This is a genomic window from Vibrio sp. R-1, assembly GCF_035615595.1.
Classification (GTDB): Bacteria; Pseudomonadota; Gammaproteobacteria; order Enterobacterales; family Vibrionaceae; genus Vibrio; species Vibrio cholerae.
Genome location: NZ_WPDC01000010.1, coordinates 40,784 through 67,563, shown reverse-complemented (window position 1 = coordinate 67,563; position 26,780 = coordinate 40,784). Strand labels below are relative to the sequence as shown.

Annotated in this window: 23 protein-coding genes and 1 pseudogene; 12 read left to right on the top strand and 12 right to left on the bottom strand. The window is 50.2% G+C overall.

Annotated features, from left to right (window positions below):
- Window positions 1-27 precede the first annotated feature (27 nt).
- Window positions 28-1,389: a magnesium transporter gene (gene mgtE, locus GOU96_RS03995; RefSeq protein WP_000840452.1), complete on the top strand. Its 1,362-nt coding sequence runs from the start codon at window positions 28-30 to the stop codon at window positions 1,387-1,389.
- 72 nt (window positions 1,390-1,461) lie between these two features.
- Here mgtE and pmbA read toward each other — a convergent pair whose 3' ends face one another.
- Entirely contained in the window at window positions 1,462-2,805 is a 1,344-nt protein-coding gene (gene pmbA, locus GOU96_RS03990; RefSeq protein ID WP_042989268.1) for a metalloprotease PmbA, read from the bottom strand.
- Between the two features lie 110 nt (window positions 2,806-2,915).
- Here pmbA and yjgA point away from each other — a divergent pair, with 110 nt between their 5' ends.
- The gene (gene yjgA / locus GOU96_RS03985) at window positions 2,916-3,485 is read left to right on the top strand and encodes a ribosome biogenesis factor YjgA (RefSeq protein WP_000101588.1); all 570 of its coding nucleotides are present in this window, start codon (window positions 2,916-2,918) and stop codon (window positions 3,483-3,485) included.
- Between the two features lie 81 nt (window positions 3,486-3,566).
- Here the strand turns inward: yjgA and thiQ are convergent, their stop codons facing one another.
- The 5 genes from thiQ to mpl form a co-directional block, all read right to left on the bottom strand.
- Window positions 3,567-4,289, bottom strand: coding sequence for a thiamine ABC transporter ATP-binding protein (gene thiQ, locus GOU96_RS03980; RefSeq protein WP_042989269.1), 723 nt, complete (start codon window positions 4,287-4,289; stop codon window positions 3,567-3,569).
- Between the two features lie 11 nt (window positions 4,290-4,300).
- Complete coding sequence (gene thiP / locus GOU96_RS03975) at window positions 4,301-5,893, bottom strand: thiamine/thiamine pyrophosphate ABC transporter permease ThiP (RefSeq protein WP_267781214.1); 1,593 nt, start codon at window positions 5,891-5,893, stop codon at window positions 4,301-4,303.
- Window positions 5,894-5,902: 9 nt separating this feature from the next.
- A complete protein-coding gene (thiB, locus tag GOU96_RS03970; protein WP_267781216.1) occupies window positions 5,903-6,895 on the bottom strand; it encodes a thiamine ABC transporter substrate binding subunit in 993 nt (330 codons plus the stop codon).
- Between the two features lie 261 nt (window positions 6,896-7,156).
- A complete protein-coding gene (locus tag GOU96_RS03965; RefSeq protein ID WP_001063919.1) occupies window positions 7,157-7,786 on the bottom strand; it encodes a flavin prenyltransferase UbiX in 630 nt (209 codons plus the stop codon).
- 12 nt (window positions 7,787-7,798) lie between these two features.
- Window positions 7,799-9,154 carry a UDP-N-acetylmuramate:L-alanyl-gamma-D-glutamyl-meso-diaminopimelate ligase gene (mpl, locus tag GOU96_RS03960; protein ID WP_267781218.1) on the bottom strand — a complete coding sequence of 452 codons (1,356 nt, stop codon included), beginning with the start codon at window positions 9,152-9,154 and terminating at the stop codon, window positions 7,799-7,801.
- Window positions 9,155-9,459: 305 nt separating this feature from the next.
- On the opposite strand from mpl, the gene fbp reads away from it, so the two are divergent.
- Both fbp and ppa read left to right on the top strand, forming a co-directional pair.
- Window positions 9,460-10,470, top strand: coding sequence for a class 1 fructose-bisphosphatase (gene fbp, locus GOU96_RS03955; protein ID WP_001171118.1), 1,011 nt, complete (start codon window positions 9,460-9,462; stop codon window positions 10,468-10,470).
- 169 nt (window positions 10,471-10,639) lie between these two features.
- Window positions 10,640-11,170, top strand: a complete 531-nt coding sequence (gene ppa / locus GOU96_RS03950) for an inorganic diphosphatase (protein WP_000056163.1) — start codon at window positions 10,640-10,642, stop codon at window positions 11,168-11,170.
- A gap of 59 nt (window positions 11,171-11,229) precedes the next feature.
- On the opposite strand, the gene GOU96_RS03945 is transcribed toward ppa, so the two are convergent.
- From GOU96_RS03945 to GOU96_RS03935, 3 genes are read right to left on the bottom strand one after another with little or no spacing between them, the layout of a single operon-like run.
- Window positions 11,230-11,577, bottom strand: a complete 348-nt coding sequence (locus tag GOU96_RS03945) for a gamma-glutamylcyclotransferase family protein (RefSeq protein WP_001164258.1) — start codon at window positions 11,575-11,577, stop codon at window positions 11,230-11,232.
- Window positions 11,578-11,587: 10 nt separating this feature from the next.
- Complete coding sequence (locus GOU96_RS03940) at window positions 11,588-15,352, bottom strand: translocation/assembly module TamB domain-containing protein (protein WP_267781220.1); 3,765 nt, start codon at window positions 15,350-15,352, stop codon at window positions 11,588-11,590.
- A complete protein-coding gene (locus tag GOU96_RS03935) occupies window positions 15,349-17,064 on the bottom strand; it encodes an autotransporter assembly complex protein TamA (protein WP_230609895.1) in 1,716 nt (571 codons plus the stop codon). Before GOU96_RS03935 ends, GOU96_RS03940 begins: the two co-directional genes overlap by 4 nt.
- 178 nt (window positions 17,065-17,242) lie before the next feature.
- Between GOU96_RS03935 and msrA the strand changes: the two genes are divergently transcribed.
- The 8 genes from msrA to GOU96_RS03895 all read left to right on the top strand — a co-directional run bounded on the left by msrA (window position 17,243) and on the right by GOU96_RS03895 (window position 23,641).
- Window positions 17,243-17,881 carry a peptide-methionine (S)-S-oxide reductase MsrA gene (msrA, locus tag GOU96_RS03930; RefSeq protein WP_000884805.1) on the top strand — a complete coding sequence of 213 codons (639 nt, stop codon included), beginning with the start codon at window positions 17,243-17,245 and terminating at the stop codon, window positions 17,879-17,881.
- Between the two features lie 81 nt (window positions 17,882-17,962).
- Window positions 17,963-18,514, top strand: a complete 552-nt coding sequence (locus tag GOU96_RS03925) for a YtfJ family protein (RefSeq protein WP_000792388.1) — start codon at window positions 17,963-17,965, stop codon at window positions 18,512-18,514.
- A 236-nt stretch (window positions 18,515-18,750) separates the two neighbouring features.
- Complete coding sequence (locus GOU96_RS03920) at window positions 18,751-19,041, top strand: DUF2607 domain-containing protein (protein ID WP_161783423.1); 291 nt, start codon at window positions 18,751-18,753, stop codon at window positions 19,039-19,041.
- A 48-nt stretch (window positions 19,042-19,089) separates the two neighbouring features.
- Window positions 19,090-19,803, top strand: a complete 714-nt coding sequence (zrgA, locus tag GOU96_RS03915; protein WP_267781223.1) for a zinc uptake protein ZrgA — start codon at window positions 19,090-19,092, stop codon at window positions 19,801-19,803.
- Window positions 19,804-19,884: 81 nt separating this feature from the next.
- Window positions 19,885-20,601: an ABC transporter ATP-binding protein gene (locus tag GOU96_RS03910; RefSeq protein ID WP_174500179.1), complete on the top strand. Its 717-nt coding sequence runs from the start codon at window positions 19,885-19,887 to the stop codon at window positions 20,599-20,601.
- Window positions 20,598-21,857, top strand: coding sequence for an ABC transporter permease (locus GOU96_RS03905; RefSeq protein ID WP_000864642.1), 1,260 nt, complete (start codon window positions 20,598-20,600; stop codon window positions 21,855-21,857). The genes GOU96_RS03910 and GOU96_RS03905 overlap by 4 nt, the downstream gene beginning before the upstream one ends.
- Before the next feature lie 52 nt (window positions 21,858-21,909).
- Window positions 21,910-22,431 carry a DUF3299 domain-containing protein gene (locus tag GOU96_RS03900; protein ID WP_000819707.1) on the top strand — a complete coding sequence of 174 codons (522 nt, stop codon included), beginning with the start codon at window positions 21,910-21,912 and terminating at the stop codon, window positions 22,429-22,431.
- A gap of 310 nt (window positions 22,432-22,741) precedes the next feature.
- Entirely contained in the window at window positions 22,742-23,641 is a 900-nt protein-coding gene (locus GOU96_RS03895; protein ID WP_000774796.1) for a TIGR03899 family protein, read from the top strand.
- A gap of 72 nt (window positions 23,642-23,713) precedes the next feature.
- Here the strand turns inward: GOU96_RS03895 and cysC are convergent, their stop codons facing one another.
- The 3 genes and pseudogenes from cysC to cysD form a co-directional block, all read right to left on the bottom strand.
- Window positions 23,714-24,361, bottom strand: coding sequence for an adenylyl-sulfate kinase (gene cysC / locus GOU96_RS03890; protein WP_108315023.1), 648 nt, complete (start codon window positions 24,359-24,361; stop codon window positions 23,714-23,716).
- Between the two features lie 10 nt (window positions 24,362-24,371).
- Entirely contained in the window at window positions 24,372-25,802 is a 1,431-nt protein-coding gene (gene cysN, locus GOU96_RS03885; protein WP_108315024.1) for a sulfate adenylyltransferase subunit CysN, read from the bottom strand.
- 17 nt (window positions 25,803-25,819) lie between these two features.
- Window positions 25,820-26,764 (bottom strand): annotated as a pseudogene (gene cysD / locus GOU96_RS03880) (sulfate adenylyltransferase subunit CysD); the annotation flags it as partial.
- Between the last annotated feature and the right edge of the window lie 16 nt (window positions 26,765-26,780).

Below are 26,780 nucleotides of genomic sequence, written 5' to 3'. Positions count from 1 at the left end.
ATTCCAATTCCAACCTAGGGGGAAGCCATGGCCGAGCAGATCGAATTTGACCAAGCTCACCTCACCCTCCAAGAAATCACTGAAGCCTTAGATAATGGCCGCTTTGTTCATGTCCGCCGCCAACTGCAGGACATGGAGCCAGAAGATATTGCTCATCTGCTGGAAGCCTCACCACGTAAAGCGCGTGAGGTGTTGTGGCAACTGACTGACCCGGAAGATTACGGTGAGATCCTTGACGAGCTGAATGAAGACGTTAAGGACGCGCTGGTGTCGAAAATGGCACCGGAGAAGCTCGCCGAAGCGACCGAAGGTATGGACATCGATGATGTCGCCTACGTATTGCGTAGCTTGCCGGATGATGTGTCACGCGAAGTTCTGTCCCAAATGGATGCTGCGGATCGAATGCGGGTCGAAACCGCTCTGTCCTATCCGGAAGATACCGCCGGCGGTCTGATGAACACCGACGTGATCACCATCCGTGCCGATGTGGACGTCGATGTCGTGCTGCGTTATTTGCGTATGAAAGGCGAACTACCCGAAGCCACCGATGCGCTGTATGTGATTGATGATGAAAGCAAACTGATTGGCCATCTTTCTCTTGTCACTCTGCTCACCACCCAACCGGATGTGCCGGTCAGTGAAGTGATGGACGATGCGGACGAAGCGATCAAAGTCGATATGAAAGACTCCGACATCGCCAATCTGTTCGAGCGACGTAACTGGGTCTCTGCCCCTGTGGTGGATGAAAACCAACATCTGGTTGGCCGTATTACCATCGATGACGTGGTCGATATTATCCGTGAAGACGCCGAACACTCGATGATGAGTATGGCGGGTATGGATGATGATGAAGACACCTTCGCCCCTGTCGTCAAATCGGCGCGCAAACGCAGTATTTGGCTTGGGGCCAACGTGCTAGCCGCTCTTGCTGCGGCTTCGGTTTCGAACATGTTTGAAGCGACTCTCGAACAAATGGCGGCGGTTGCTGTGCTGATGACCATAGTGCCATCCATGGGCGGCGTGGCCGGTAACCAAACCGTGGCTCTGGTGATTCGGGGGCTGGCACTCGGTCACATCGGTGACAGTAACAAACGCGAACTTCTGATGAAAGAAGCGGCAATCGGCCTACTGAATGGCATTACCTGGGCATTGATCATCGGAGCCATCGTCGTGGTGTGGAAAGGTGAATGGATGCTTGGCGGGATCATTTCCGCAGCGATGATGACCAACCTCATCGTGGCTGGCATTGCTGGAGTCAGCATTCCTATTTTGCTGAAAAAGATGAACATCGATCCCGCTCTCGCTGGCGGGATGGCGCTCACCACTGTCACGGATGTGATTGGTTTATCCGTTTTTCTCGGTCTAGCCACTTTGCTGCTGGCCAGTTAATGTCCGATTTCCCAAATTGATTCGACAAAAAAGCCGACTTTCTGTCGGCTTTTTCATTCAATGGCTCAGAGCTTACTCACCCGCGACCTTCATTGATTCAATCAAAATAGAACCCGTTTGGATCTGGGAGCGCGTTTCGATATCACTGCCCACTGCGACAATCTGCTGCAACATCTGCTTGAGGTTACCCGCAATGGTGATTTCAGAAACAGGGTATTTAATTTCACCATTTTCTACCCAGAAACCAGCAGCGCCACGTGAGTAATCCCCCGTCACCACATTCACGCCTTGTCCCATCACTTCCGTCACCAGCAAGCCGGTGCCCAGCTCTTTGAGCATCTGTTGGTAGTTTTGACCGGTCGATTTCACATACCAGTTATGAATGCCACCCGCATGACCGGTTGGGGTCATGTTCATTTTGCGCGCGGCGTAGCTGGTCAGTAAGTAAGTTGCCAACACACCATCAGTGATGATTTCCAAATCTTGAGTACGAACCCCTTCACTATCAAATGGGCTGGAGGCCAGACCACGCATCACATGCGGGCGCTCACTGATATTGAACCACGTCGGCAGAATGGTTTTGTCAAGATGATCGAGTAAGAAACTCGATTTGCGATATAAGTTGCCACCGCTGATCGCCATCACCAGATGACCGATTAAGCCTGTCGCCACATCTGCCGCAAACATCACTGGAAACTGACCCGTTTTCAGCTTTTGCGGATCCAGACGGCTCACCGTATTTTCCGCCGCTTGCAAACCCACGCTTTCTGGCGTCCATAAATCGTCACGATGACGCGCCACGGTGTAGCTGTAATCACGCTCCATTTCACCGTTGCGGCCTTCACCAATCACACTACAGCTAATGCTGTGGCGACTAGAGGCATAGCTAGCCAATAAACCATGGCTATTGCCGTAAACACGAATGCCGAAATGGCTATCGTAACTACCGCCATCGCTTTGCTTAATTTTCTTGCTGTAACCTAACGCCGCACGTTCTGCCGCAATGGCAATTTGCGCCGCCACATCGGGATTCGGCTCATCAGGATGGAAGAGGTCAAGATCAGGAATATCCTGCACCATCAATTCTTTCGGCGCAGGGCCAGCATAAGGATCGGCCGAGGTGTACTGGGCAATATCCAGCGCGGCTAATACGGTTTGTCGAATCGCTTTTTCACTCAAGTCCGATGTTGAAGCGCTGCCTTTACGTTGACCGCGGTAAACGGTAATTCCAAGTGCACCATCACTGTTGAATTCAACATTTTCAACCTCACACATGCGGGTCGAAACACTTAACCCCGTGCTCTTGGTGATCGCCACTTCAGCCGCATCCGAACTCGCCGCAGCAAGCTCTAATGCCTTAGCAACCGCAGCTTCCAGCTCTTGACGCTGCAGCGCAACTCGCTCTTTTACATCCATATTTCATTCAACCATTGGTTATTGATGTTATTAGGATAACAAGAATTTCGCTTTCTCCCCACGATTCTTGCTAAAATAGCCGACATAAGTAACTCATCATGATGAAGAAGATGGCACGTAAAAACCAAAAAGCCCCTTGGGAAGAGGAAGAAGAGATCATTTGGGTCAGTAGAACCGAAATGAAAAATGACATGCTAGCCTTGCAAAAGCTCGGCGAAGAGCTGGTTGAATTAAAACCTTCCGCGTTAGCCAAATTCCCACTGCCAGAAGATCTGGCTGAAGCGATCAAAGATGCGCAGCGTTTTAAAAACGAAGCTCGTCGCCGCCAACTGCAATACATTGGCAAACTGATGCGCCATATTGACCCAGAGCCACTGCAAGCGGCACTGGATAAACTGCGTAACAAGCACTCGCAAACCACTGCATTACTGCACAAACTGGAGCAACTGCGTGATCGCATCGTTGCCGAAGGCGATAGCGCGATTGAAGTGGCGATGGAGCAATACCCAGAAGCGGATCGTCAACGTCTGCGTCTGTTAGCGCGTCAAGCCAGCAAAGAAAAAGCGGGCAACAAGCCGCCGAAATCGTCTCGCGAGATCTTCCAACTGCTCAAAGAAGCGATGTTGGCAAAACAAGAGATCGAAGAAGAGAGTGAAGACGATCTGGATTCAGCGGAATAAAACGCGAGGCATCACGCCATCCTGATCCACTCAGAGAGATCCTCAAAAAAGGTTAGCGCAAGCTAACCTTTTTCTTTTACTTCATAGTGAGTTCGACTCATTAAGCGCCGCTGCCACAAACTGAGCCAGTTCAGGATGAGGATGCTGCGCCGTCACCGCCTGACAATCACTCACCACCTTCACTTTACCTTGGCTCAAAAATGCGATTTGGCTGGCTATCGCACGCGCATCGGTTAAATGGTGCGTTACCATCACCACTGTACGATTGCGCTCACTGGCTAACTGTTTCACTAGCGCAAGCATCTCTTCTCGCAATAAAGGATCGAGTGCCGAAAAAGGCTCATCAAGCAACCAAATCGGATTTGGCTGCACAAAACAGCGCGCGAGTGCCACTCGCTGACGTTGCCCGCCTGAAAGTTGCTCAGGCAACCTGTCGAGATAATCGCAGATCCCAACCTGCTCTGCCGCTTGCACGACTTGCTGTTTCTGATCAGCACTCAATTTGAGGCTAGGATGTAAACCTAAGCCGATGTTTTCACGCACGGTAAGATGGGCAAACAGGTTGTGCTCCTGAAAGAGCATCGAAAAGGGGCGTTGATAAGGAGCCAAACCAAGCACCGACTGATCATTGACCTTGATGCTGCCGCTCACCGGTTCAATAAATCCCGCCACCAGACTGAGCAAGGTAGATTTACCCGCGCCACTGGGTCCCATCAGCGCCACAATGTCGCCATCAGCCACATTCAGATCAAACTCAAACCATTCGTGCTCATATTCGTAACGCACTTTATCTAGAGCTAACATGCTTTTCCTTATTAGCGTTTGGTAAGCGGACGCTGGGCAAACAGCCGCTCAATCACATAAAACCAACCCACACTCATGATCAGCATGGCCAACGCGACGACCGCCGCGGTATCCATCTGATAGCTGCCGAGCAGTTGATAAAGATAGAGCGGCAGAGTGCGAAAATCTTGGCTACCAAACAGGGCAATTGCGCTTAAATCCCCCATCGAGAGCAGAAAACCGATCGCAAACGCATGGGAGAGAGGCTTACGCAGCGCGCGCCACTCCACTAAACGAAATCGACGCCAACCAGACATGCCTAAACTGGCGCACAGCAATTCATATTGCTGAGCCAAGTGCCACATAGGTTGGCTCAAAGTTTTTACGACGTAAGGCAGCGCCATTAGCGCGTTGACTGCGACCACAATCCAGTAAGCTAGACTAAACACATCGGTGATATTACGCAGCAGTAAAAAGAGTCCGGTACTCACCACTAATCCCGGCGTCACCAGAATTAACGTCGCGATCCACTCCACGCCATTGGCGCGGCGATGGGCCGCTTTCAACCGCAAGGCTCGGCTGGTGAGTAACATCGCGATTCCACTGGCCAGAGCCAAGCTGCTAGCTAAGCTCGCCACTTGCAAAGAGTGACTGACTGCCGACCAAAAATCGCCGCTCGTCAGTACCTTGCCAAGCTTTGAATTGAGCCCTGCCAGCACCACCATCAATAATGGTGGCAATACCAAGGCACATACGGCGACAATCCAGCTCGTATCCCAAACTTTGGCGCGCCATGAATCACGTATCCAACGCTCAGTCACCTTGCTCGCAGCACTGTTCATGGGTCGGGAATGGGAAAAACGCTGCAGGGTAAAAGTCAGTAAAGTACACAGCAACATCTGCCAAATCGCCAATAACGCGCCAATTTGCAGATCGAAATCGAATTTGATCGCTTGGTAGATCGCGAGCTCAATGGTGGTTGCTTTAGGCCCGCCGCCGAGCGCCATCACGGTTGCAAAGCTAGTAAAGCAGAGCATAAACACCAAGCCTGCAACGTGCGGCAGTTGCTGACGCAAGCGTGGCCACTCGACCCACTTAAACTTTTGCCAACGGCTCATGCCGAGATGGGCGCACAGCTTGTGCTGCTCACTGGGGATCGCTTCTAAACTTTGCAGCAGCAAACGGCTGGAATAAGGCAAATTAAACAGTACATGGGCGAGTAAAATACCGTTTAAACCATAAATCGAAAACGGCAGCGGGAGCCCGACACTGTGCAGCGTTTTGGCCAAAAAACCACTATTACCGTAAATCGCGATTAAGCCAAAAATCGCCACCAGCACGGGCAAAACCAGCGTCATCGCGAACAGTTTCAGTAGTAAATCACGACCGGGGAAACGGCGCTGACTGAGGGCATGAGCAATTGGAATCGCAAGCCCCACACTGAGCACGGTTGACCAGAAGGCTTGATAAAAGCTGAACTGGGTAACATGCCGATAATAGGCATCTTGCCAGATCAGATTCAGATTGAGCGGTGGCGCTTGCCAGAGCAGCGCCGCTAATGCAGCGAGGACAAAGGTCGCGACACCCGCCGCGACCCAAAAGCCTAATTGAGGAGTTCGATTCAACGCTTAACCTTAGAAGCTCAGCGCTTGCTGCCACTCACGAATCCATGGCTTACGCATTTGCGCGACTTCCTGTGCGCTGAAGGAAAGAGATTGTGTGGGTACCGCCAAAGTATCAAACCCTTTGGGCAGTTCAACCGCCGTCACTGGATACATCCAGTTACCCGTTGGGATCACGCTTTGGAACTCATTACTCAGGATAAATTGCAGGAACTTGTCCGCCAGCTCGCCATTTTTAGTGCTTTTGACTTTGGCGGCCACTTCCACTTGGAGGTAATGCCCTTCGCTAAAATTCGCCGTGGCAAAACGTGCGTCATTTTCTGCAATCAAGTGATAGGCCGGCGAAGTGGTGTACGAGAGCACGAGATCCGCCTCTCCACCGAGAAACATAGAGTAAGCTTCTGACCAACCTTTGGTCACAGTAACCGTTTTGCTCGCCAGCTGCTTCCACGCTTGTGGCGCTTGATCGCCATAGACAGATTTCATCCACAGCAATAAACCTTGCCCTGGCGTTGAAGTGCGCGGGTCTTGGTAGATCACTTTCAGATCATCACGTTTTTCCACCAGCTCTTTCAAGCTGGTTGGCGGGTTAGCCAGCTTCTCTTTGTTATAGACGAAAGCGAAATAGCCATAGTCGTAAGGCACAAATGTGTTGTCACTCCAGCCATTGGGCAGAGTCACCTTGCTGGTATCCACACTGTGGGTCGCCAATAATCCGGTTTGTTTGGCTTCTTCGATAAGGTTGTTATCGAGCCCCAGCACCACATCGGCTTTGCTGTTGCTGCCTTCTAAACGCAGACGGTTAAGAATCGACACGCCATCTTCTAACGCGACAAATTGCAGATCGCAGCCACATTGTGCTTCAAACGCTTTTTCAATCGCTGGAGCGGGCCCCCAATCGGCGGCAAAAGAGTCGTAAGTGTAAACGGTGAGGGTTGGTGCAGCAGACGCTGCAGAGGCAACACATAGGGTTGCTAACGCAACCGCAGTCAGTTGAAATTTCAAGGCTCGCTCTCCTTAATGAGCGGCACAGGCTTGAGAGAGGCAGAGAATCGTCCATTATTCCATTCTGCAAACCTAGCTCAATTCCTACGCCAGCATTATCTGGTTCAGGTTCAACCGCGAACATCGCAGTCATTGCGGGTCCCAAGCAGTGCTTGATCTCAGCGCCATTCGGATGAATGGGTGGCCCCCCGTGAGTGGGTTGGATTGTAATGGGAAATCTTGTAATTAACCAGTAGCGGAAAATCGCGACTGTCCATGTCATTACTCGCCGCGCACGCGTTGATCATAGCCCCAACGCGGTACGAGCGCTTGTTCGATGCCAAGATGATCGAGAATGCGCGCCACCATAAAATCGACCAGATCGTCAATCGATTGTGGCTGATGATAGAAACCCGGCGCAGCAGGCATGATGGTCACGCCCATGTGCGAGAGCTTAAGCATATTTTCTAAGTGCAAAGTGGAGAAAGGCGTTTCACGCACCACCAACAGCAGTTGTCCACGCTCTTTCAGCACCACATCAGCGGCGCGTTCAATCAGATTATCAGACATGCCATGGGCAATCGCGGCCACACTGCCTGCCGAGCATGGACACACCACCATCTGCTTGGGGGCTGCCGAACCGGAAGCCACTGGCGAAAACCAATCTTCTTTTCCACACACCACCAACTTATCACTGGCGCAGCCCAGATGCTCCACCAAAGCCGCTTGCGCCGCTTCAGGGTTGGCGGGCAGCTTCAAGCCGTGCTCAGTCGCCAGCACCACTCGCGCCGCCGAAGAGATCAGTAGGTACACCTGATAGTCCGCCGCTAACAAGCATTGCAATAAGCGCAGCCCGTATGGCGCTCCGGAAGCGCCAGTCCAAGCCAGTGTAATGGTTCGATTGTTGTTCATGCTCACCTTAAATTATTTCTGTTGCAGTGCCGCGAGCAACTTGCCATGAATGCCTTCAAAACCACCGTTGCTCATCACCAAAATCTGGTCACCGGCTTGGGCTTCTTTGGCAATCATAGCCACAAATTCATCCATATTGGCGCTCACTTGCGCAGGCTGTTGACACTGTTTCGCGACCTCTTCCACCGACCAAGGAATGTTAGACGGCTGGTAAAGATAAACCGAATCGGCGCTGTGCAGCGAAGCGGCCAAGGTTTCTTTGTGCACGCCCAGCTTCATGGTGGCAGAGCGCGGCTCAAGTACGGCGATGATTTTCTTATCACCCACCTTGTTACGTAAACCGCCGAGCGTAAGTTCAATTGCCGTCGGGTGATGGGCAAAATCGTCGTACACCGTTATCCCATTGATTTCACCTTTCAGCTCTAAGCGGCGCTTGGTGTTGACAAACAGCCCCAGCGCTTCACAAGCCAGCTCTGGAGCAACCCCGACGTGACGCGCTGCAGCAATCGCCATCAGTGCATTACTGACGTTGTGATCGCCCACCAAGCTCCAATTCACTTGACCTACACGTTCGCCTTTCAGCAAAACATGGAATTGAGAACCATCGACGGTAATTTTTTCTGCTTGCCACTCACCTTGCTCACCACTGAACTCGGTTTCGCTCCAACAGCCGCGCTGTAAAACATCAGCTAAAGCTTCATCTTGCTTAGGAGCAAGAATGCGACCGTTGCCCGGCACAGTACGTACCAAATGATGAAATTGGCGCTTAATCGCCTCTAAGTTATCGAAAATGTCTGCATGATCGAACTCTAGGTTGTTCATCACTAAAGTGCGCGGATGGTAATGCACGAACTTAGAACGCTTATCGAAAAAAGCACTGTCGTATTCGTCAGCTTCAACCACAAAAAACATGCTTTCGCCTAAACGTGCAGAAATACCGAAATTCCCCAACACACCACCGACTAAGAAACCCGGTTGATAGCCGCAATGCTCCAGTACCCAAGCAATCATGCTTGAAGTGGTGGTTTTGCCATGCGTTCCCGATACCGCGATCACCCAGCGATCATGCAGCAGAAAATCTTGTAGCCACTGTGGGCCTGAGGTGTAACGCAGGTTGTGGTTAAGCACGTATTCCACGCAAGGGTTACCACGACTCATCGCGTTGCCAATCACCACCAGATCAGGCTTGGGCTCAAGTTGAGCAGGGTCAAAACCTTCAATGATCTCGATGCCTTGCGCCTCTAACATGGTACTCATTGGCGGGTAAACATTGGCATCGCTGCCGGTGACTTTATGACCCAATTGACGCGCTAACATCGCAACGCCGCCCATGAACGTGCCACAAATTCCCAAGATATGAATGTGCATAAAAACCCAGCCTTTTTACTGTGCGATTGGAATGGCTCCATTATCCCGATCCGCTACGCAAAAGCGAGTGCAGCAGTTCAGCGTGGTGTAAATTCGAAATGGTCGACAATCAAAGTGAGATCTCCGTCGGTTAGTTCAATACCCGTAAAAAGATCTAAGTTTTACAATTCACTACAGACAAGGTGCATAGCGCAATCGATTCCATCAGAGGATCCCATCATCTTGCTCAACCCGTTTGTTGCACTTCACTAACCTTAGGTCAACAAATGGGCGTACCCCCGACCCAATAGTGTTAAGGAACCAACATGCAGAAAATGCGCACCCTCGGTGAATTTATTGTTGAAAAACAACATGATTTCCCCCACGCCAGCGGTGAACTTTCCTCTCTTTTAGCCTCAATTCGTTTGGCCGCCAAAATCGTCAACCGCGAAATCAATAAAGCGGGACTGGCAGATATCATTGGCGCGTCAGGCAATGACAACATTCAAGGGGAAGAGCAACAAAAGCTCGACCTGTATGCCAACGAAAAATTCAAAGCCGCACTGGAAGCACGCGATCAGGTGTGTGGTGTGGCGAGTGAAGAAGAAGATGAAGCGGTCGCATTCAGTAAAGAGCTCAACAAAAATGCCAAATACGTGGTGTTGATGGATCCGCTCGATGGCTCTTCCAATATCGATGTGAACGTATCGGTTGGGACAATTTTCTCGATTTACCGCCGCGTTTCGCCAGTTGGCACACCGCCGACGCAGGAGGACTTTCTGCAACCGGGTAATAAACAAGTCGCTGCCGGTTATGTGATTTACGGCTCATCCACCATGCTGGTGTATACCACGGGCAATGGTGTGAACGGTTTTACTTACGATCCTTCGCTTGGCACCTTCTATCTCTCGCATGAGAATATGCGTATTCCGGAAAACGGTAAGATTTACTCGATCAACGAAGGTAACTACATCCGCTTCCCAACGGGCGTGAAAAAGTACATCAAATTCTGCCAAGAAAATGTGCCAGAAGAAGGACGCCCCTACACTTCACGCTACATTGGTTCGCTGGTGGCGGATTTCCATCGTAACTTACTGAAAGGTGGTATTTACTTGTACCCAAGCACGCAAAGCCATCCGAATGGTAAATTGCGTCTGCTCTATGAGTGCAACCCGATGGCATTTTTGATTGAACAAGCGGGCGGCCTTGCTTCGGATGGGGCGCGTCGCATCATGGACATCAAACCCACCGAACTGCATCAACGCGTACCGTTTTTTGTCGGCTCAAAAAACATGGTGCATAAAGTCGAAACGTTTTTAGAGACTTACCCAGACTAAGCCACTTCGCGCCGCCCTGTGCGGCGCTTTTTCTCTTTGTCACTTGGGGATCCTTTATTTTGAGAGTAAACTCACCCCTTCGCTGACGGGTGCATTTTGCGCCATAGGCAAACTTGAATAATAATAAATCCCGAATTTGAAGTCCGGCTAACAGAAAAGGAAACCGTTAATGAGCTTAAACAATGTGCCAGCGGGCAAATCACTGCCTGATGATATCTATGTAGTGATCGAAATCCCTGCCAATGCTGACCCAATCAAATACGAAGTCGACAAAGAGTCTGGCGCAGTATTCGTAGACCGCTTTATGTCAGCGCCTATGTTCTACCCATGTAACTACGGTTACGTGAACCACACTCTGTCACTGGACGGTGACCCAGTAGATGTTTTGGTTCCAACTCCATACCCTCTGATCCCAGGTTCTGTGATCCGTTGCCGTCCTGTTGGCGTGCTAAAGATGACGGACGAATCCGGTGAAGATGCGAAAGTGGTTGCGGTACCGCACACCAAGATCTCTAAAGAGTACGATCACATCCAAGACGTGAACGATCTGCCAGCGCTGCTGAAAGCACAGATCACCCACTTCTTTGAGCGTTACAAAGAGCTGGAATCAGGCAAGTGGGTAAAAGTGGATGGCTGGGAAGATGCCGCTTCTGCTCGCGCTGAAATCCTGAGCTCTTACGAGCGTGCGCAAAACAAATAAGCCCACGTTTTGAGCATAAAAAAGCCAGCTCAGCTGGCTTTTTTCTTTGTAGGTCAGAACTAGACACGCTGACACCAATCTCCGGAATCAATCAGCGAATGTAAGCGATGGGTCTCTTGATAAATATAGATCCACGCGGTACCAAACGGTGTCTCAATCGTGTCACGCCGATACTCGACGGGCACATCTTCCAAAATATCCAGCTGCGCTAAAGTGTGTTCATCCACGAGATAGACTTCACCATGCACCGATTGATGCCCTTCCACCAATCCGGGATACGCGCCTAGATCATACAAGGCGTATTCAGGTTTGGTTTCAAACTGACCAAGCAACTGACTGTGTTGTAAATACGTGTGGTTGCTCTCTCCATGACGCAAAGTGCCATACACAAAAACGAGGTGCTGCACATCTCTCTCCTTAGTTAAATTCGAACTGATAGAGCAGATCTACGGCGCTGTCGACACCGGAGACGGCCTCCAAATACAGATCCTGCATCAAGCGATAACGCACAGTAAATTCGCCGACTGAGTTAAAAATACCTACACCATATTTCACTTGCAAGCCGGGCAGAATATAACCACTGACCGTGACCTGCGAATCGTCCCCAGAACCTGCTGTATCCAGTTGCAGATCCTGCACACCAAACGCTTGGCCTATCTCGCCGACCAGTTTACCGCTCTGCGCTAAACTCAGACCAATCAAGGTGGTGGTCATGGCGTTGCCCCCGGCTTCCCCATCAATATTTTGTCCACGCAACAAATACGACAGCGCATTGGCTTGTGGCATTGCAGGTTCAGAGAAGATGGTGAGTGACGGCTCATCCGAGGGTCCACTGACTCGCACCCCAGCAACCACGCCATCTTGCGTGTTGTTGGGATTACGGATCGCAGTGATCGCCAAATACGGCTGATCCACCGGGCCATTCATCAAGATCTTCCCTTCTTTGATCTGCAGATCTTGTCCAAATGAGCGGTATTGACCATTGCGAATGTTCACCTCACCCAAAATAAACGGCCCTTTATCCTTTTGCGCCACATTGAGACGTCCGACTAAGTTACCTTGTAGACCAAAAGCACTGAGTTGGAAATCGTCGCCAATTTGCACATTGACGTCACTCTCCACACTAAACGGGATCCGCTCTTTGTCAGTCAGTGGCTCAAAATCCGCATTCAGCAAAATTTGATCTTTCGATACCCCAATCGCGCTCGGCGGTAACTCTTCGACCACAATTCGCCCCCACGGCAGCGCTATATTACCCGTCACGCGTGCCAGTTGAGGCTGCATGGTCAAGGTTAAATCAGGGATCACTTTGACTCGCACCATGGGTGGCAGCTCAACCATCATTGAGGGAGCATGCACTCGCGCTTTGAGTCGCCAATCCTCTATCTGTTGCCAATCGGCATCACCATCGACTTCCAGCAAACCATCGGTGGTCTGGATATCGGCATTTAACACTGCCTGATAACCATTAAATTTAAGTGACACTTGACCGGATTGCACATCAACCGGCGAGATCTCACCTTTTACGCGAATATCATTGATCGCAATTTCACCGTTCAATTGCGGATGCAGCATCGGGCCATGAAATTGTACATCGGCATTAATATTGGATTTCGCTTCACTAAGTTCACCAATCAACGGTTGCAAGAAATCCAGATTAAACGTGGTTAAGTTAAGTGAACCGAGCATGGTTTTCTGCTCAGCGCGCACATCGGCAATTTGGATATTGCCCGAGAGATCACCATTATCGGTTGCATCTAATAACCAACTGGCTTGCAGCTGATTTTTCGCCAATTGGGCAGAAAATTGCGCTTTATCCCAACCAAACGTCACGCTTTTATTCAGCTTTTGCGTTACCTGACCTTGGGTTAACTCAAGATTGGCTTGCAACTGCGGCGCCGCTTTCGGAGCCCACTTAGCCCACACTTGGCCATTCAAGCCGCCACTGAGTTTGGTTTCCTTAGGCAGGACACCGGCGAGCTGCTTAAAATCAAACTGCTTAATCGCTAAGCGCGTCTCACCCCGCGCCCCTAACTCGGCCTCTTCTTCTAAACAGAGCGAAGCCTCCCCTTGCACCCAACAGTGAGCGGCGACGGTCACGCGCTCCGTTCGCTGATCAAAGGAGAGAGCGGTCGCCTGTTGTAATAACCATTGCCCTTGCGGTGAATTTAACCACATGCGCTCCAGCTCACCTTGCCAGCGCAGTGTGGGTTCAGTACGCAATCGGCCATTCATCGCCAAGCTGGTCGAAGCGAGATCAGAGGTGACATCGAGTGTCACCTCATGTTTTCTCTGAGAGCCTTGTGCTTTTAAATCAACAGTATCAATTCGTTGATCTTGGTACTGAATATCGCGCACTTGTAAGGTGAGCTCGCCTTGAGGCTCAGGCAGTGGCACGAGATTTCCTTGCAAAGTGACATGCCCAATCGAGCCTAACTCTTGCCATTGCAAGCTATCAGCATCCAGCACCAATTTGACCCGTGGCTGTTTGAGATCACCTCGCAGCAGAACATCGCCAATCACTTTGCCTTTCGCATCGGGCAGGGATTTACTCAAATCCGGAACATCCAACTCCACCGACATCCGCCACTGCTTACTCAACTGGCCTTTAGCGGTGAGGGAGTTCGGCCCATGCACTAAGGAAACGCCCTTAGTTTGTAACGCGATATCCCCTTGCCCTTGGACATCGGAGGCGCTGAGTTCGCCTAACATTTTAAGCGGATAATCACGTAATACCCCTTTAATGGCTAAGCGTGAAACCTCCACTTGCCAGCCACCTTGCTCAGTCAAAGCGCCAGAGGTATCAAGCTCACCACTGATCTTGCCTTCTGCTTCAGGCCATTGCAGACCGGGCTGAATATTTTTCAGGTTTAAACGAGCGGCCCAATTGAGCGAATTTTTCCAATTTGCCACAGCATTGCCCGTCACTAAGCCGCCAAGCGTATCAACTTTAAGTGATTGCAACGCGACTTCATCCAGATTGCCATGCCCTTGCAGGGCTAAACTCACATTCGGTAAATCTTTGCCCTGTAGCGCGCCCTGCAAGGCGAACTGATACTTGGCCAAGGAGCCCTGAATGCTTAACTCCGGAACCTCAACGTGATAATCCCCTTCCCCCAACATGGGCCACTGCGCTTTCACCTGACTCAGTTGCAGATCAAACGGTATATCGGCATCCAGCAGATTAAAGTGGCTGTTCAACTGTGCTTGAGCTAACGAGTCTAGATTGGCTTGTACAGTGAGATCCGCAAGACTGCCCTGCGCGGCCAGTGATAAGGTTTGGCCTTTAAAATCAGCAAGATTCACTTGACTGCGCAGTTCTAACTGAATGGGATAATCTTGACTGAGCGTCGCTTGTGCGTTCAATTGCGCATCCAGCTCCGGCATGCTCAGCTCAAGACTAGAGATAGAGACGTCGTGCTGCGCGGCAGTCGCTTGCAAAGCTAGATGATTGACGATGATCGGCGTCTCTTGTTCTAAACGAAAATCACGAATATCGAAACGCGCTAACTCAATGTGCAGCGGGATCATCACATCTGGCAGTTGCAAAGGTTCTGCGCTATCAGAGGTGGCCGCTTGAACCGCCTCGGGTTCGGTTGAGGCTTCACTCTCCGCTAACGCAAGACGGATCCCCTGCCACTCGGTTTGCCCGATACGCAGGCGATTGCCTTGCCAAGACGCTCGCGTGGTCAATTGCTGCCACGCCACTCGGTTACCCAGAATATTTAATTCAATATCTTGTAGCGCTAACTGACCTAAGCGAATCGGGATGGGCGTGGAAATGTCTCCCAGCGGCTCAGAATCCGGCTCATCAGGTGTCGGTTCACTCTCTGCTAATGAGGGGAGATCTAACTTGACTCCAGATAGCGCCAGCTCATTGATACAGATACTGGGTTCCAATAAGCAGTTGGGGTTAATCGCCAAGCTTAGCTTTTGCACAGAAAAGCTCAGATTAAGCTCACTATCCGCATAATCGACCCCTTGCAAAGTAAAACGCGGAAACAGTGCGCCCTGCGCTTGCTCCACTTTCAACTGCGGCAATGCTTGCTGCGCGCCCCACAAAACCGCATGCAAACCGGGGTTGGTAAACAGCGCCCCCGCCAAAGCCAACACCAGCAAGATCACTAACACCAACAGCGACATAGAGAGCCATTTGGTCCACTTTAACGCCCGTTTGATCATAATTCAGGCCCTAAAGTGAAGTGGATTTTGAACTCATCGCCCGGCGCGGCATCCAGCCCCCATGCGAAATCGAGCCGAATAGGGCCAACGGGCGAAATCCAGCGGATCCCAGTACCGACCCCTTTCTTCCATTCAGGATTATCGTTAAACGCATCACCAACATCCATAAACATCGCCGCCCACCAGTTGCCGGTTAAACGGTATTGATATTCGATTGAGCTGGTGGCGATGTATTTCGCCCCCGTCAAGGCGCCACTGGCATCTTGCGGTGAAATCGACTTGTAACCGTACCCGCGCAAATTGTTATCACCACCGGCAAAGAAACGCAGCGAGGGCGAGAGTTGGTCAAATTCATCCACCAAGTTGGCTCCACCATCAACGCGAACTAAGGCGCGGTGATTGCGCGCATAAGTTCGTAACCAAGAAGATCCGGTTTGTAAACGCAATACCCGTGTTTCTGAAAGCAATGCTGGATCGCCATATTCCAAGGTAATCGTCTGTTTATCGCCCCAAGTCAGTAAACCACTGTTGGAACGAGTCCGCGTACGGGTATACGTCATCCCCGGCAATAAAAATTGGCTGTTATCATCTTGTAAACCCTGACGATAATTCTCTAAGAGATAACGAATAAAGACCGTGCGATGCCAGCCGCCATCCAACTGCCAATGGCGTTCAAGTGATAGATTAGATTCCAAGCTCTCGGTATCACGCTTGTCCAAATGCTTCATCCCGTATTGAATGCGATAGTACTCATTTAACGCATCTTCCAGTGGGATCTTGTAACCCGCCGTAATGGTCTGCTCTGGTATAGAAAGAGAGAAACTGCTGTCAAAACTGTGCCCTTGGCTGTTCACCCAAGGTTTCTTCCATTTTAATGAACCACGTACTCCAACGTCCGTGGAATAGCCTAAACCGGTTTCCAGTTGATTGCGTGCTTGCGGTGCTAAGGTCACCTTGATCGGCAACTCACGCCCCTCATCCAACTGCGATAAGTCCGGCTCAACAAACACCGAAGAGAACCAATCTGTATTGGAAAGATTTTGGTTAAACTCGCCGACTTGCGACACCAAATAAGGCTCGCCTTGTTTGAAAGGGCGCAGCGACATCACGCGATTTTCATCGATTTGACTGCCTTCGACCGTGGTCGCTCCAAACAGGTAACGGATCCCGCTATCAAAGTGCAAAATCACCCGAGCTTGATTCAGCTCTGGAATCACTTCCAGCCGGCTGGCCTGAAAATCACCATTAAAATAGCCCTTTTGCAACGCCAAGTTACGAATGCCCGATTTGAGGTTGTCATACAGACTGTGATTAAGCGGCGCATCCACTCTCAAACCACTGCGGCGGATCAAACGTTGAAAATCGCGATCGCCTTCGGCTTCACCGCGGATCACAATATCAACCTCGCTCAAACGGGTCACTTCGCCCAAGGTCACTGCGGCGCGTAAACGCTGGTTATCTTCAGAGACAGTAAAATCGATACTGGGGTGGTAGTAGCCGAGTGCATTCAACGCTTCGGTCATACTTCTTTCCAGTTGAGATTGAAAACGCAGACTGGTGGAATAGTCTTGTGCTGCGATCGATGAGAGATACGCCTCCACGTTATCTTTCTCTGCGCCACTTATTCCAGTGATCTCGAGCTTCACATCGGCGTAAGATACGGCTGAAAACAGCCATAGCAAGATTAAAGCGGGAAGTGATTTTCGTCTCATGCTTGATTTAGACTCGTTATACAACGGTGACATTTTTGCTACAGACGCATCATAACGTCAATGCAACCCTGCGTCTGTACGAAAACCGTTAAATCTCCGGTCTGTATCGAAGATAATCAGGGCGTTGCTGCTTGCGATATTCAAAGAGACAGCGCCACCACTTCAGTAAGGAAACATCATGCTCGACAAACAAACCATGGTTACGGCACACAACGCCTTACCCGGTCGTACTACTGCGATGTCGATTGACGATACGCATTTCGTCAATGGCAGCTCGATCACTGCCGCGCCACAATCCGGTCAACAACAAATCTTGATTGGTATGGGCTGCTTTTGGGGCGCTGAACGCCTGTTTTGGCAACTGGACGGAGTGATCTCTACCTCCGTTGGCTACTCGGGCGGTTTTACGCCCAATCCAACCTATGAAGAAGTGTGCAGTGGAAAAACTGGCCATACCGAGGTCGTGCGCGTCATTTTTGATCCAGAACGCCTGCCACTGACTGAACTGCTCCGCGCATTTTGGGAGCGTCACGACCCCACGCAAGGCATGCGTCAAGGCAACGATCGCGGAACGCAATACCGCTCAGCCATTTACACTTTCAGTGAAGATCAGCGCGAAATCGCAGAAGCCTCAAAAGCGGCTTATCAAGCCCTGCTGACGGCGCAACATCGTCCCTCGATTACCACTGAGATTCTGCCCGCAGGAGCGTATTACTTCGCGGAGACGTACCATCAGCAATATCTGGCCAAAAATCCGAATGGTTATTGTGGGCTCGGCGGTACAGGAGTCTGTTTCCCGCCACACTCCACACTCTAAAGACATCTCAATGAGGGGAATTTCTCTTTCCCCTCATTTGTGTGCTATACCTTTGTTTGCTCAACTTGAGGAAACAAAACCATGAAAAATAAAACACTTATCGCCTTACTCTTAGCATGCTCTCCCACTCTCGCTTTCGCACACAACCTGACTGTCGGCTCACCGGTACCTGCGGTTGGTGTCGAAAAGCACGGTGAAATCGTCCTACAAGACAATAACATCAACTATCAAAAATGGCGATCTGCGGATCTACTTGGCAAGGTACGCGTCATTCAAGCGATTGCGGGCCGTAGCAGTTCAAAAGAGATGAATGCGCCACTGATGGCCGCGATCACCGCCGCGAAATTCCCAGCCGAGAGTTACCAAACCACCACCATCATCAATCAAGACGATGCCATTTGGGGCACCAGCTCTTTTGTGAAATCGTCCGCGCAAGACAGCAAAAAAGAGTTTCCTTGGTCATCTATGGTGCTTGATGAGTTTGGTCTCGTTGCCCAAGCCTGGCAGCTACAAGCGGAATCCTCTGCGATCATAGTGCAAGACAAACAAGGTAACGTGCTGTTTGTGAAAGAAGGGGCGCTCAACGAAGCGGACATTCAAACCGTACTGGGTTTGATTCAGCAAAATCTGTAATCGCCCCAAACGACTTGACGTTGCAGCTCACACTGCTGCAGCTTCAAGCAGGAAGAGGATGCCTTCATTCATCCATCAATTACATCGGGTGAGTAAGGACTAACTTGCTCACCCGTTGACTGAGAGACATCTGCATACAAACTCATCAGAATCATCGCTTGCCTGATTTGTGACTTGTTATATTATAACAAGCCTCAATCACTGTCGGTTTTCAATCACTCTTGGTCGCACACGCTATGTCGTTACCTCAGCTACGTCCAACTCGCTTATCCATAGTGGCTATGCTCTCTGTGGTGCTGGCGCTTTGGTTTAACGTGGCCGTGATTGATCACCAACTTGATCTGCATCCTGAACATCATTTACAGCATGATTGTCAGTTGTTTGCCAGCGCGGCACATGGCCTCAAAACCAGTCAGTGGATATTGCCCAGTTGGCGTCAAAATCCACCACAAGCGAGGGTTGAACAACCTATCCAACGCGCTCAAGTGCTGCACTCCTATTTCGCTCGTTCACCACCTGCGGCATAAAACAAATCAAACCGATTGTTTCTTTTTTTGTTTTATTAGGAGTTTTTCATGCATTACCCAACAATGATTGCGCTGATGGTTGGCGCGACACTTTCTGGCAACGTATTGGCCGATCATCACTCTGACCATCAACATCGTCAGCACGAGGCTCATGTGCATGGCCAAGTTGAACTGAACATTGCTCAAGATGGCCATGACCTGCTGCTGGAAATCACCGCACCGGGAGCCGATGTAGTCGGTTTTGAACACGCCCCTCAAGATGACGCGCAAAAACAAGCGCTCGAAAAAGCTTTAGAGACCTTGCATCACCCAGAGAAGCTATTTGCACTCAGTGATAAAGCACAGTGCGAAAAACGTGAAGTGTTGATTAAACACACTTTAGGTGGCGAAGAGTACCAACACAGCCACGCTTATGGTGAAGGGGAAGAACACGAGCATCAGCACGGTGAAGGCGAGCATGGTCATAAAGACCACGAGCATAAAGGTCATGATCATGCCGCTGATAAACACGCGGACCATGATCACAAAGAACACGACCATAAAGGGCATGAGCACGAAGGGCATGACCATGATGAGCATCAACACGGCTCATTCACTGCTCAATATCAGTTCCACTGTGAAGCCGTCGATCAGCTCAAACAGATCAATACCCAATGGTTCCAATATTTCCCAAGCACAGAGAAAATCCAAGCCAATGTGTTAACGGAAAAGCAGCAAAGTGCGCTACAACTGAACGCTAAGCAAACGCTTATCAAACTGTAATGCCACCGCTCGGGATAGGTGACTCTCACCTATCCCTCATTGGAGATGCTTTGATTTTCCCTGCACACATGAGGAGCCATGATGCCTGCTCACCGTTCTGATCCTACTTCATCCGTGATTGAGTTGAATGATGTGGTGTTCTGTTGGCCGGGAGCCAGCTCACCCACCTTGGATATTGCCCATTTACAGATTGCTCGGGGTGAACACCTGTTTGTCAAAGGCCCCAGTGGCTGCGGCAAGTCCACGTTACTTAGCCTTTTAACTGGCATTAATACCGCAACACAAGGTGTCGTCTCTTTACTTGGCAGTGACTTAAGCCGCTTGAGTGCCAGTCAGCGCGATCGCTTCCGCGCCGACCATATAGGCTATATTTTCCAACAATTTAATCTGCTGCCTTATCTGTCGGTGTTAGATAACGTGACCTTACCATGCCACTTTTCCGCGTTGCGTAAACAGCAAGTGGATGGTCCCTTATCGCACAAAGCGCAATCGCTGTTGGAAAGATTGCATCTGCCAAGCGCTTTACTGAATAAACCCGTGACCGAACTCAGTATCGGCCAGCAGCAACGCGTCGCCGCGGCGCGAGCATTAATTGGCGAGCCCAAACTGATCATCGCCGACGAACCCACGTCTGCCCTCGATTACGATAACCGTGAAGCTTTTATTGCTCTGCTGCGTGAAGAAGCGGAGCGAGTCGGTTCCACTTTAGTTTTTGTTAGCCATGACCCAACGCTGGAAAAGCTTTTTGAGCGAAGTGTTCACTTACCTACTCTCAATCGTGCAGGAGGTTGGCAATGAAAGTTATCCTGAATTTAGCGTGGAAAAGCCTACTCAATCGCAAAGCAACGGCTCTGCTCACCGTGTTAACCGTTGCTATCGCCGTGGTGTTACTGCTTGGGGTAGAGCGCATCCGCACTCAAGCGAAAGAGAGTTTTGCCAATACCATTTCTGGTACCGATTTGATCGTCGGCGGACGCTCTGGGCAAGTTAATTTACTGCTCTATTCTGTGTTTCGGATTGGCAATGCCACCAACAATATTGATTGGAAAAGTTACCAAGAATTTAGCCAGCACCCTGCCGTGAAATGGGCAATTCCGATCTCTTTAGGTGATTCACATAAAGGATTTCGCGTACTTGGCACCAATCACAGCTATTTTGAACATTATCGTTACGGAAGTAAGCAACCACTGACTTTTTCCCAAGGGCGAGAGTTCAATGGGTTATTTGAAACCGTGATTGGCGCCGATGTCGCCCAAACGCTTGGCTATCAAGTCGGCAGCCAAATTATCATCGCCCATGGCATCAGTGATGTCGGCTTTAGCCGCCACGATAACCTGCCCTTTACTGTGGTCGGCATTTTGGCTCCCACGGGCACCCCAGTTGATAAAACTGTGCATGTTTCCTTAGAAGCGATAGAGGCGATCCATGTCGGTTGGGAGTCCGGCGCCAATCTTGGCCATCAACCCAGCGCCGAACAACTGGCACAGCGTGATTTCACGCCTAAGCAGATCACCGCCATGCTGGTTGGACTCAAATCAAAAATCCAAACTTTTGCCCTGCAGCGACAGATCAATGACTATCCGCAAGAGCCGCTCAGCGCTATCATGCCCGGCGTAGCACTGCATGAACTGTGGGGTATGATGTCCGTCGCTGAACAAGCACTGATGGCTGTCTCCGTTTTTGTGGTGGTAGCAGGGTTGCTCGGTATGCTCAGTAGCTTACTGACCAGCTTACAAGAGCGGCGCAGAGAGATGTCGATTTTACGTGCAATGGGCGCAAGGCCACAGCATGTGTTTGCTTTGTTGGTCAGCGAAGCAAGTGTACTGACACTCGTGGGCATCCTGCTTGGCGTGAGTGTGCTTTATTTGCTACTGGCGCTCGCCGCGCCACTGATTGCAAGCCAGTACGGCATTCAAATTGCGCTGGCTGGGTTAACCGCTTATGAATGGCAGTTGCTCGGCTGCGTACAACTGGCAGGTATAGTGATTGGGTTTATTCCCGCACTGCGCGCTTATCGACAATCGCTCAGTGATGGCATGACCATTCGCTTATAGGTATAAAATAGGTGACTGACTCACAACGAGAAGGATCACAAGGAAGCATTCGATGAAACGTTTTATGTTGATAGCGAGCCTCATCATGGCGCCGCTGTTCTCAACGCCACTATTGGCTAATCAAGACACCACTGCCAGTGAGCAGGATGTGTTACAACTCGACTGGCTCGATCTCATTCCAGAGAATGAGCGTAACTTGTTTGATCAACAAGGTATGCCGATGCCGGATCATAATGGTAATGAACCTGCCAAGCAGCAACAGATTGGCACTGTCCGTAAGGAGCTGAACGGCAGTCGGGTCAAAATTCCCGGCTTTGTGATCCCGCTTGAAGGCGATGATAAAAAGGTCACCGAGTTTTTATTGGTGCCTTACTTTGGTGCGTGTATTCACGTGCCACCACCGCCACCTAACCAGATTATTTACGTCAAGTTTCCTAAAGGTGCTCCGATCCAAGAGCTGTGGGATGTGATTTATGTGATTGGGGAATTGAAAACCGAATCGCTCAGTCATGATCTAGCGGAAACGGCTTACACCATTATCGGTACTGAGATCGCCGAATACGACGATATGTAACCGCAGAGAGAAAACGCTGTGCCCTCCCTGCGCTTGCGCGGGGAGGTTACACCAAATATTTCGATAGATACGCCAGTACCGAGAAATAGCCGATAAATAAGATTAATAGCGATAGGTACTTGGCCAATTTGCGCTCTTTCCAATACTTCATAGCCACCCCACAAAGATTAATAACAACTTTAACAATTTATTATCATTTGTGATAGCACAAAATTGTGCACTACGTCAGAGAGTTTCACTGGCTGCTCAGCGGCGAACAGAGTAAATTTTACAGCAGACCAAAAACGCAGCAGAGGCTTTCAGGAAGCGCATGGCGGACAATATGACGCCTGTTGTGATCGAGCATGACTCTCAACAGAGCCAAGAGAAACGAACCCACTCCCATTACGTCAAAGACAGTGGTAGCCGCATTTTGGTTATCGCCCGTCATCACGGCTTAGATGCCCAGCTATTAACAGAATCGCCGGAAAACAGCGCATTAGAACGAGCAGTACATCGCGAGCGACAACGTAAAGAGCAGCGCCAGAAAAACTTAGAGCAGATCATTAAGCTTGCGCACAGCTCTTGCCGTAATGAAAGCGCTGGCGACCCAGACCAAGATTGGCTATATCGCTTTTTTGATATGGCGCAGGACATTCACAATAGCTCCATGCAGCGCCTGTGGGCGCAAGTGCTGAAACGTGAAGTGACCAATCCCGGCTTTACCTCCATGAAAGCACTGAAGGTGCTGCAGGATATGACGCCCAAAGAAGCGCAGATTTTACAACGCGCCGCCGCGCTGGCGTGCAGTTTTGGCTCAGACACCAGCTTGAAATTGCTGATTGGCTACAAAGCGCAAAATAGCTTGTTTAGTCTCGGCAAGCGCATTACCACCCAAGCCATCAATATAGGCAATCATCAACTGCCTTATTCCAGCTTGTTGGTATTGATTGAGCTGGGTCTTTTGCACGCAACGGAATTGGAATCGGGCGAGATTGAAGCCGAACCCGCCCTACTCCTTAGCTATCAGGGTAAAAATCTGCATCTGCAGCCAACCAGCAAAGGCGTGCGCCTGATCTATTATCGTTTTAGCCCAACCGGCAATGAACTGTGTCGACTGCTCGGTAACAAACCCAATATGACTTATTACGATCAGCTGGTCGCACTTCTGACTCAGAAATTCACCGTACAGACTGAAGTGAGCAGCAGCTCGATTCACCACACCGTCTGATGACATGCTCTCAATAAAGAGATCAAAAAAGCGACCGGATGGTCGCTTTTGGTTTATTTTGAATCTAAAGAGTTATACCCAACGTTGAATGATATGACGCTCTGCTAACGCCTGTAGGCACTGCGCCACCAACTCATCCACGCTTTTTTCACCCGCCGGTAAATCGATATCCGGATTGAGCGGCGCTTCATAGGCGGAATCAATCCCAGTAAATTGGCGAATTTCTCCGGCGCGTGCCTTTTTGTACAAGCCTTTCGGGTCACGCGCTTCGCACACATCGAGTGATGTGTTGACGTACACCTCTAGAAACTCGCCATTTGGCAACAAGTCACGCACCATTTGGCGCTCAACGCGATGGGGTGAAATAAACGCGGTCAGCACAATCAAACCCGCATCCGCCATCAGTTTGGCAAGCTCACCAATGCGGCGAATGTTTTCCCGTCTATCCTGTTCAGAAAAGCCGAGATCGCTACACAAACCGTGGCGCACGTTATCACCATCCAGCAGATAAGTGTGATACCCAAGCGCCGCTAAACGGTTCTCAAGCGCCCCTGCCACGGTCGATTTGCCCGCACCCGATAAACCGGTAAACCAGAGTACCGCAGGGCGCTGCTGTTTCAGCGCCGCACGTTGCGCTTTATCCACCGCATGACGATGCCACACTACATTCTCTGGCTTGGCATCTTGTTCAAAGCACAGGCTGTCTGCTTGCTTACTCATCCATCCTCACTCACGCTTTACCTAAGCGGCTTAAATCAATCGCTTGCCAATGTGGGAAGTGCTTACGCACCAAGGCATTGAGCTCAAGTTCAAAGGCTGAAAACGACTCGGTTTGGCCAGTGATATTTTGCAAACTGTCACGCACTAAACCCGCGCCAACGGTCACGTTTGTCAGGCGGTCGATAATGATGAAACCACCGGTATCGGCACAATCCAGATATTTATCAAGCGCGACAGTTTGGGTAAACGTCCACTCGCACAACCCAATCCCATTAAGCGGTAAACTCTCGGCATGGTAGGTCGACAAGTTATTGATGTCGTACTGATGACGCACCGCTTTTACTTGACCGACGGTTTTCTTGCCCACGATTTTAATATCGTAATCACGCCCCACTTGCAGTGGCTGTTCTGTCATCCACACCACATCCGCCAACAAATGATTAGTGCTGTCGACTTGTGCACTTTCCAGCACAATCAAGTCACCACGGCTAATATCAATTTCATCAGCCAGTGTCAAAGTGACCGCCAAACCGGCTTGTGCTTGAGGCAAATCGCCATCAAAAGTCACAATCCTTGTCACGGTTGAGGTTTTCCCCGATGGTAGCGCTTTGATTTTATCGCCGACTTTCACCACTCCAGAAGCAATCGTACCCGCGAAACCGCGAAAATCGAGGTTAGGACGATTCACATACTGTACTGGGAAGCGAAACGCTCCACTGCTCTTGTCGCGATCAATATCGACATTTTCCAGTAGCTCAAGCAGTGATGGGCCTTGATACCAATCCATCAAACGGCTTTTTTCGACCACGTTATCGCCTTCCAATGCCGAAAGCGGGATGATCTGAATCTCGGTCTCTCCCTGTAAATGCTTTGAAAAATTAAGATATTCTGCACGGATCTGTTCAAAACGATCTTGCGAATAATCGACCAGATCCATTTTGTTGACCGCCACAATAAAGTGTTTCAAGCCAAGTAAGTTGGAGATAAATGAGTGACGCCGCGTTTGATCCAGCACGCCTTTACGCGCGTCAATCAAGATCACCGCTAGATCACAAGTCGATGCGCCTGTCGCCATATTACGCGTGTACTGCTCATGCCCCGGTGTATCGGCAATGATGAATTTGCGCTTCTGAGTTGAGAAATAACGATACGCCACATCAATGGTGATGCCTTGCTCACGCTCAGCTTGCAAACCATCCACCAGCAGCGCTAAGTCTGGGCGACTGCCCGTAGTGCCCACTCGCTGGCTATCGTTATGGACGGCAGCCAGTTGATCTTCATAAATCTGCTTTGAATCGTGGAGCAAACGACCGATCAGAGTGCTTTTACCATCATCGACCGAGCCACAAGTTAAGAATCTCAGTAACGATTTGTGTTGATGCTGATTGAGGTAACCTTCAATACCGAGCTCAGCGAGCTGCTCTTTGACTGCATTGTTCATACGCTTTCCTTCGATCCTTAGAAGTAACCTTGACGTTTTTTCAGTTCCATTGATCCCGACTGATCGTGGTCGATCGCGCGGCCTTGGCGCTCACTGGAGGTCGCCACCAGCATCTCTTCAATAATCTCGGTCAATATATTGGCTTGTGACTCGATAGCTCCGGTCAGTGGGTAACAGCCTAAGGTGCGAAAACGCACGCTCTTGTGCTCAATCTGTTCACCTTCGCGCAGCTTCATCCGATCATCATCTACCATGATCAGCATGCCATCACGCTGTACGACTGGACGGACATCCGCCAGATACAGCGGAACAATCTCAATGTTTTCCAAATAGATGTATTGCCAGATATCCAGCTCCGTCCAATTCGAGAGTGGGAACACCCGAATGCTTTCACCTTTGTTGATCTGGCCGTTATAGGTGCGCCATAGCTCTGGACGCTGATTTTTCGGGTCCCAAGTGTGGTTTTTATCGCGAAAAGAGTAGACACGCTCTTTAGCACGCGATTTCTCTTCATCGCGTCGCGCACCACCAAAGGCCGCATCAAAGCCATATTTGTTCAACGCCTGCTTCAAGCCTTGGGTTTTCATGATGTCGGTGTGCTTAGAGGAGCCGTGATCAAATGGGTTGATCCCCGCCGCCAATCCTTCTGGATTTTTATGCACGATAAGATCAAAGCCGTACTTTTTGGCTGTCGCATCACGAAACGTAATCATGTCGCGAAACTTCCAGTCGGTATCGACGTGCAACAAAGGAAAAGGGATCTTGCCCGGATAAAACGCTTTGCGCGTTAAATGCAACATCACCGATGAATCCTTGCCAATCGAGTACATCATCACCGGATTATCAAATTCGGCCGCCACTTCACGAATGATGTGGATGCTTTCTGCTTCCAACTGTTTTAAATGGGTTAAACGCTGTTGATCCATTTTACCTGCTTCCTTTTCGCTTGCCTGACGGCGGCGCGCTGCCCTTAAGCAG

What these genes read in the sequence shown, in the direction of transcription:
- mgtE (WP_000840452.1), top strand. Translation starts at nt 28, where the DNA reads ATGGCCGAGCAGATCGAATTTGACCAAGCTCACCTCACCCTCCAAGAA.
- pmbA (WP_042989268.1), bottom strand. Translation starts at nt 2,805, where the DNA reads ATGGATGTAAAAGAGCGAGTTGCGCTGCAGCGTCAAGAGCTGGAAGCT.
- yjgA (WP_000101588.1), top strand. Translation starts at nt 2,916, where the DNA reads ATGGCACGTAAAAACCAAAAAGCCCCTTGGGAAGAGGAAGAAGAGATC.
- thiQ (WP_042989269.1), bottom strand. Translation starts at nt 4,289, where the DNA reads ATGTTAGCTCTAGATAAAGTGCGTTACGAATATGAGCACGAATGGTTT.
- GOU96_RS03965 (WP_001063919.1), bottom strand. Translation starts at nt 7,786, where the DNA reads ATGAACAACAATCGAACCATTACACTGGCTTGGACTGGCGCTTCCGGA.
- mpl (WP_267781218.1), bottom strand. Translation starts at nt 9,154, where the DNA reads ATGCACATTCATATCTTGGGAATTTGTGGCACGTTCATGGGCGGCGTT.
- fbp (WP_001171118.1), top strand. Translation starts at nt 9,460, where the DNA reads ATGCAGAAAATGCGCACCCTCGGTGAATTTATTGTTGAAAAACAACAT.
- ppa (WP_000056163.1), top strand. Translation starts at nt 10,640, where the DNA reads ATGAGCTTAAACAATGTGCCAGCGGGCAAATCACTGCCTGATGATATC.
- GOU96_RS03940 (WP_267781220.1), bottom strand. Translation starts at nt 15,352, where the DNA reads ATGATCAAACGGGCGTTAAAGTGGACCAAATGGCTCTCTATGTCGCTG.
- GOU96_RS03935 (WP_230609895.1), bottom strand. Translation starts at nt 17,064, where the DNA reads ATGAGACGAAAATCACTTCCCGCTTTAATCTTGCTATGGCTGTTTTCA.
- msrA (WP_000884805.1), top strand. Translation starts at nt 17,243, where the DNA reads ATGCTCGACAAACAAACCATGGTTACGGCACACAACGCCTTACCCGGT.
- GOU96_RS03925 (WP_000792388.1), top strand. Translation starts at nt 17,963, where the DNA reads ATGAAAAATAAAACACTTATCGCCTTACTCTTAGCATGCTCTCCCACT.
- GOU96_RS03920 (WP_161783423.1), top strand. Translation starts at nt 18,751, where the DNA reads ATGTCGTTACCTCAGCTACGTCCAACTCGCTTATCCATAGTGGCTATG.
- zrgA (WP_267781223.1), top strand. Translation starts at nt 19,090, where the DNA reads ATGCATTACCCAACAATGATTGCGCTGATGGTTGGCGCGACACTTTCT.
- GOU96_RS03910 (WP_174500179.1), top strand. Translation starts at nt 19,885, where the DNA reads ATGCCTGCTCACCGTTCTGATCCTACTTCATCCGTGATTGAGTTGAAT.
- GOU96_RS03905 (WP_000864642.1), top strand. Translation starts at nt 20,598, where the DNA reads ATGAAAGTTATCCTGAATTTAGCGTGGAAAAGCCTACTCAATCGCAAA.
- GOU96_RS03900 (WP_000819707.1), top strand. Translation starts at nt 21,910, where the DNA reads ATGAAACGTTTTATGTTGATAGCGAGCCTCATCATGGCGCCGCTGTTC.
- GOU96_RS03895 (WP_000774796.1), top strand. Translation starts at nt 22,742, where the DNA reads ATGGCGGACAATATGACGCCTGTTGTGATCGAGCATGACTCTCAACAG.
- cysC (WP_108315023.1), bottom strand. Translation starts at nt 24,361, where the DNA reads ATGAGTAAGCAAGCAGACAGCCTGTGCTTTGAACAAGATGCCAAGCCA.
- cysN (WP_108315024.1), bottom strand. Translation starts at nt 25,802, where the DNA reads ATGAACAATGCAGTCAAAGAGCAGCTCGCTGAGCTCGGTATTGAAGGT.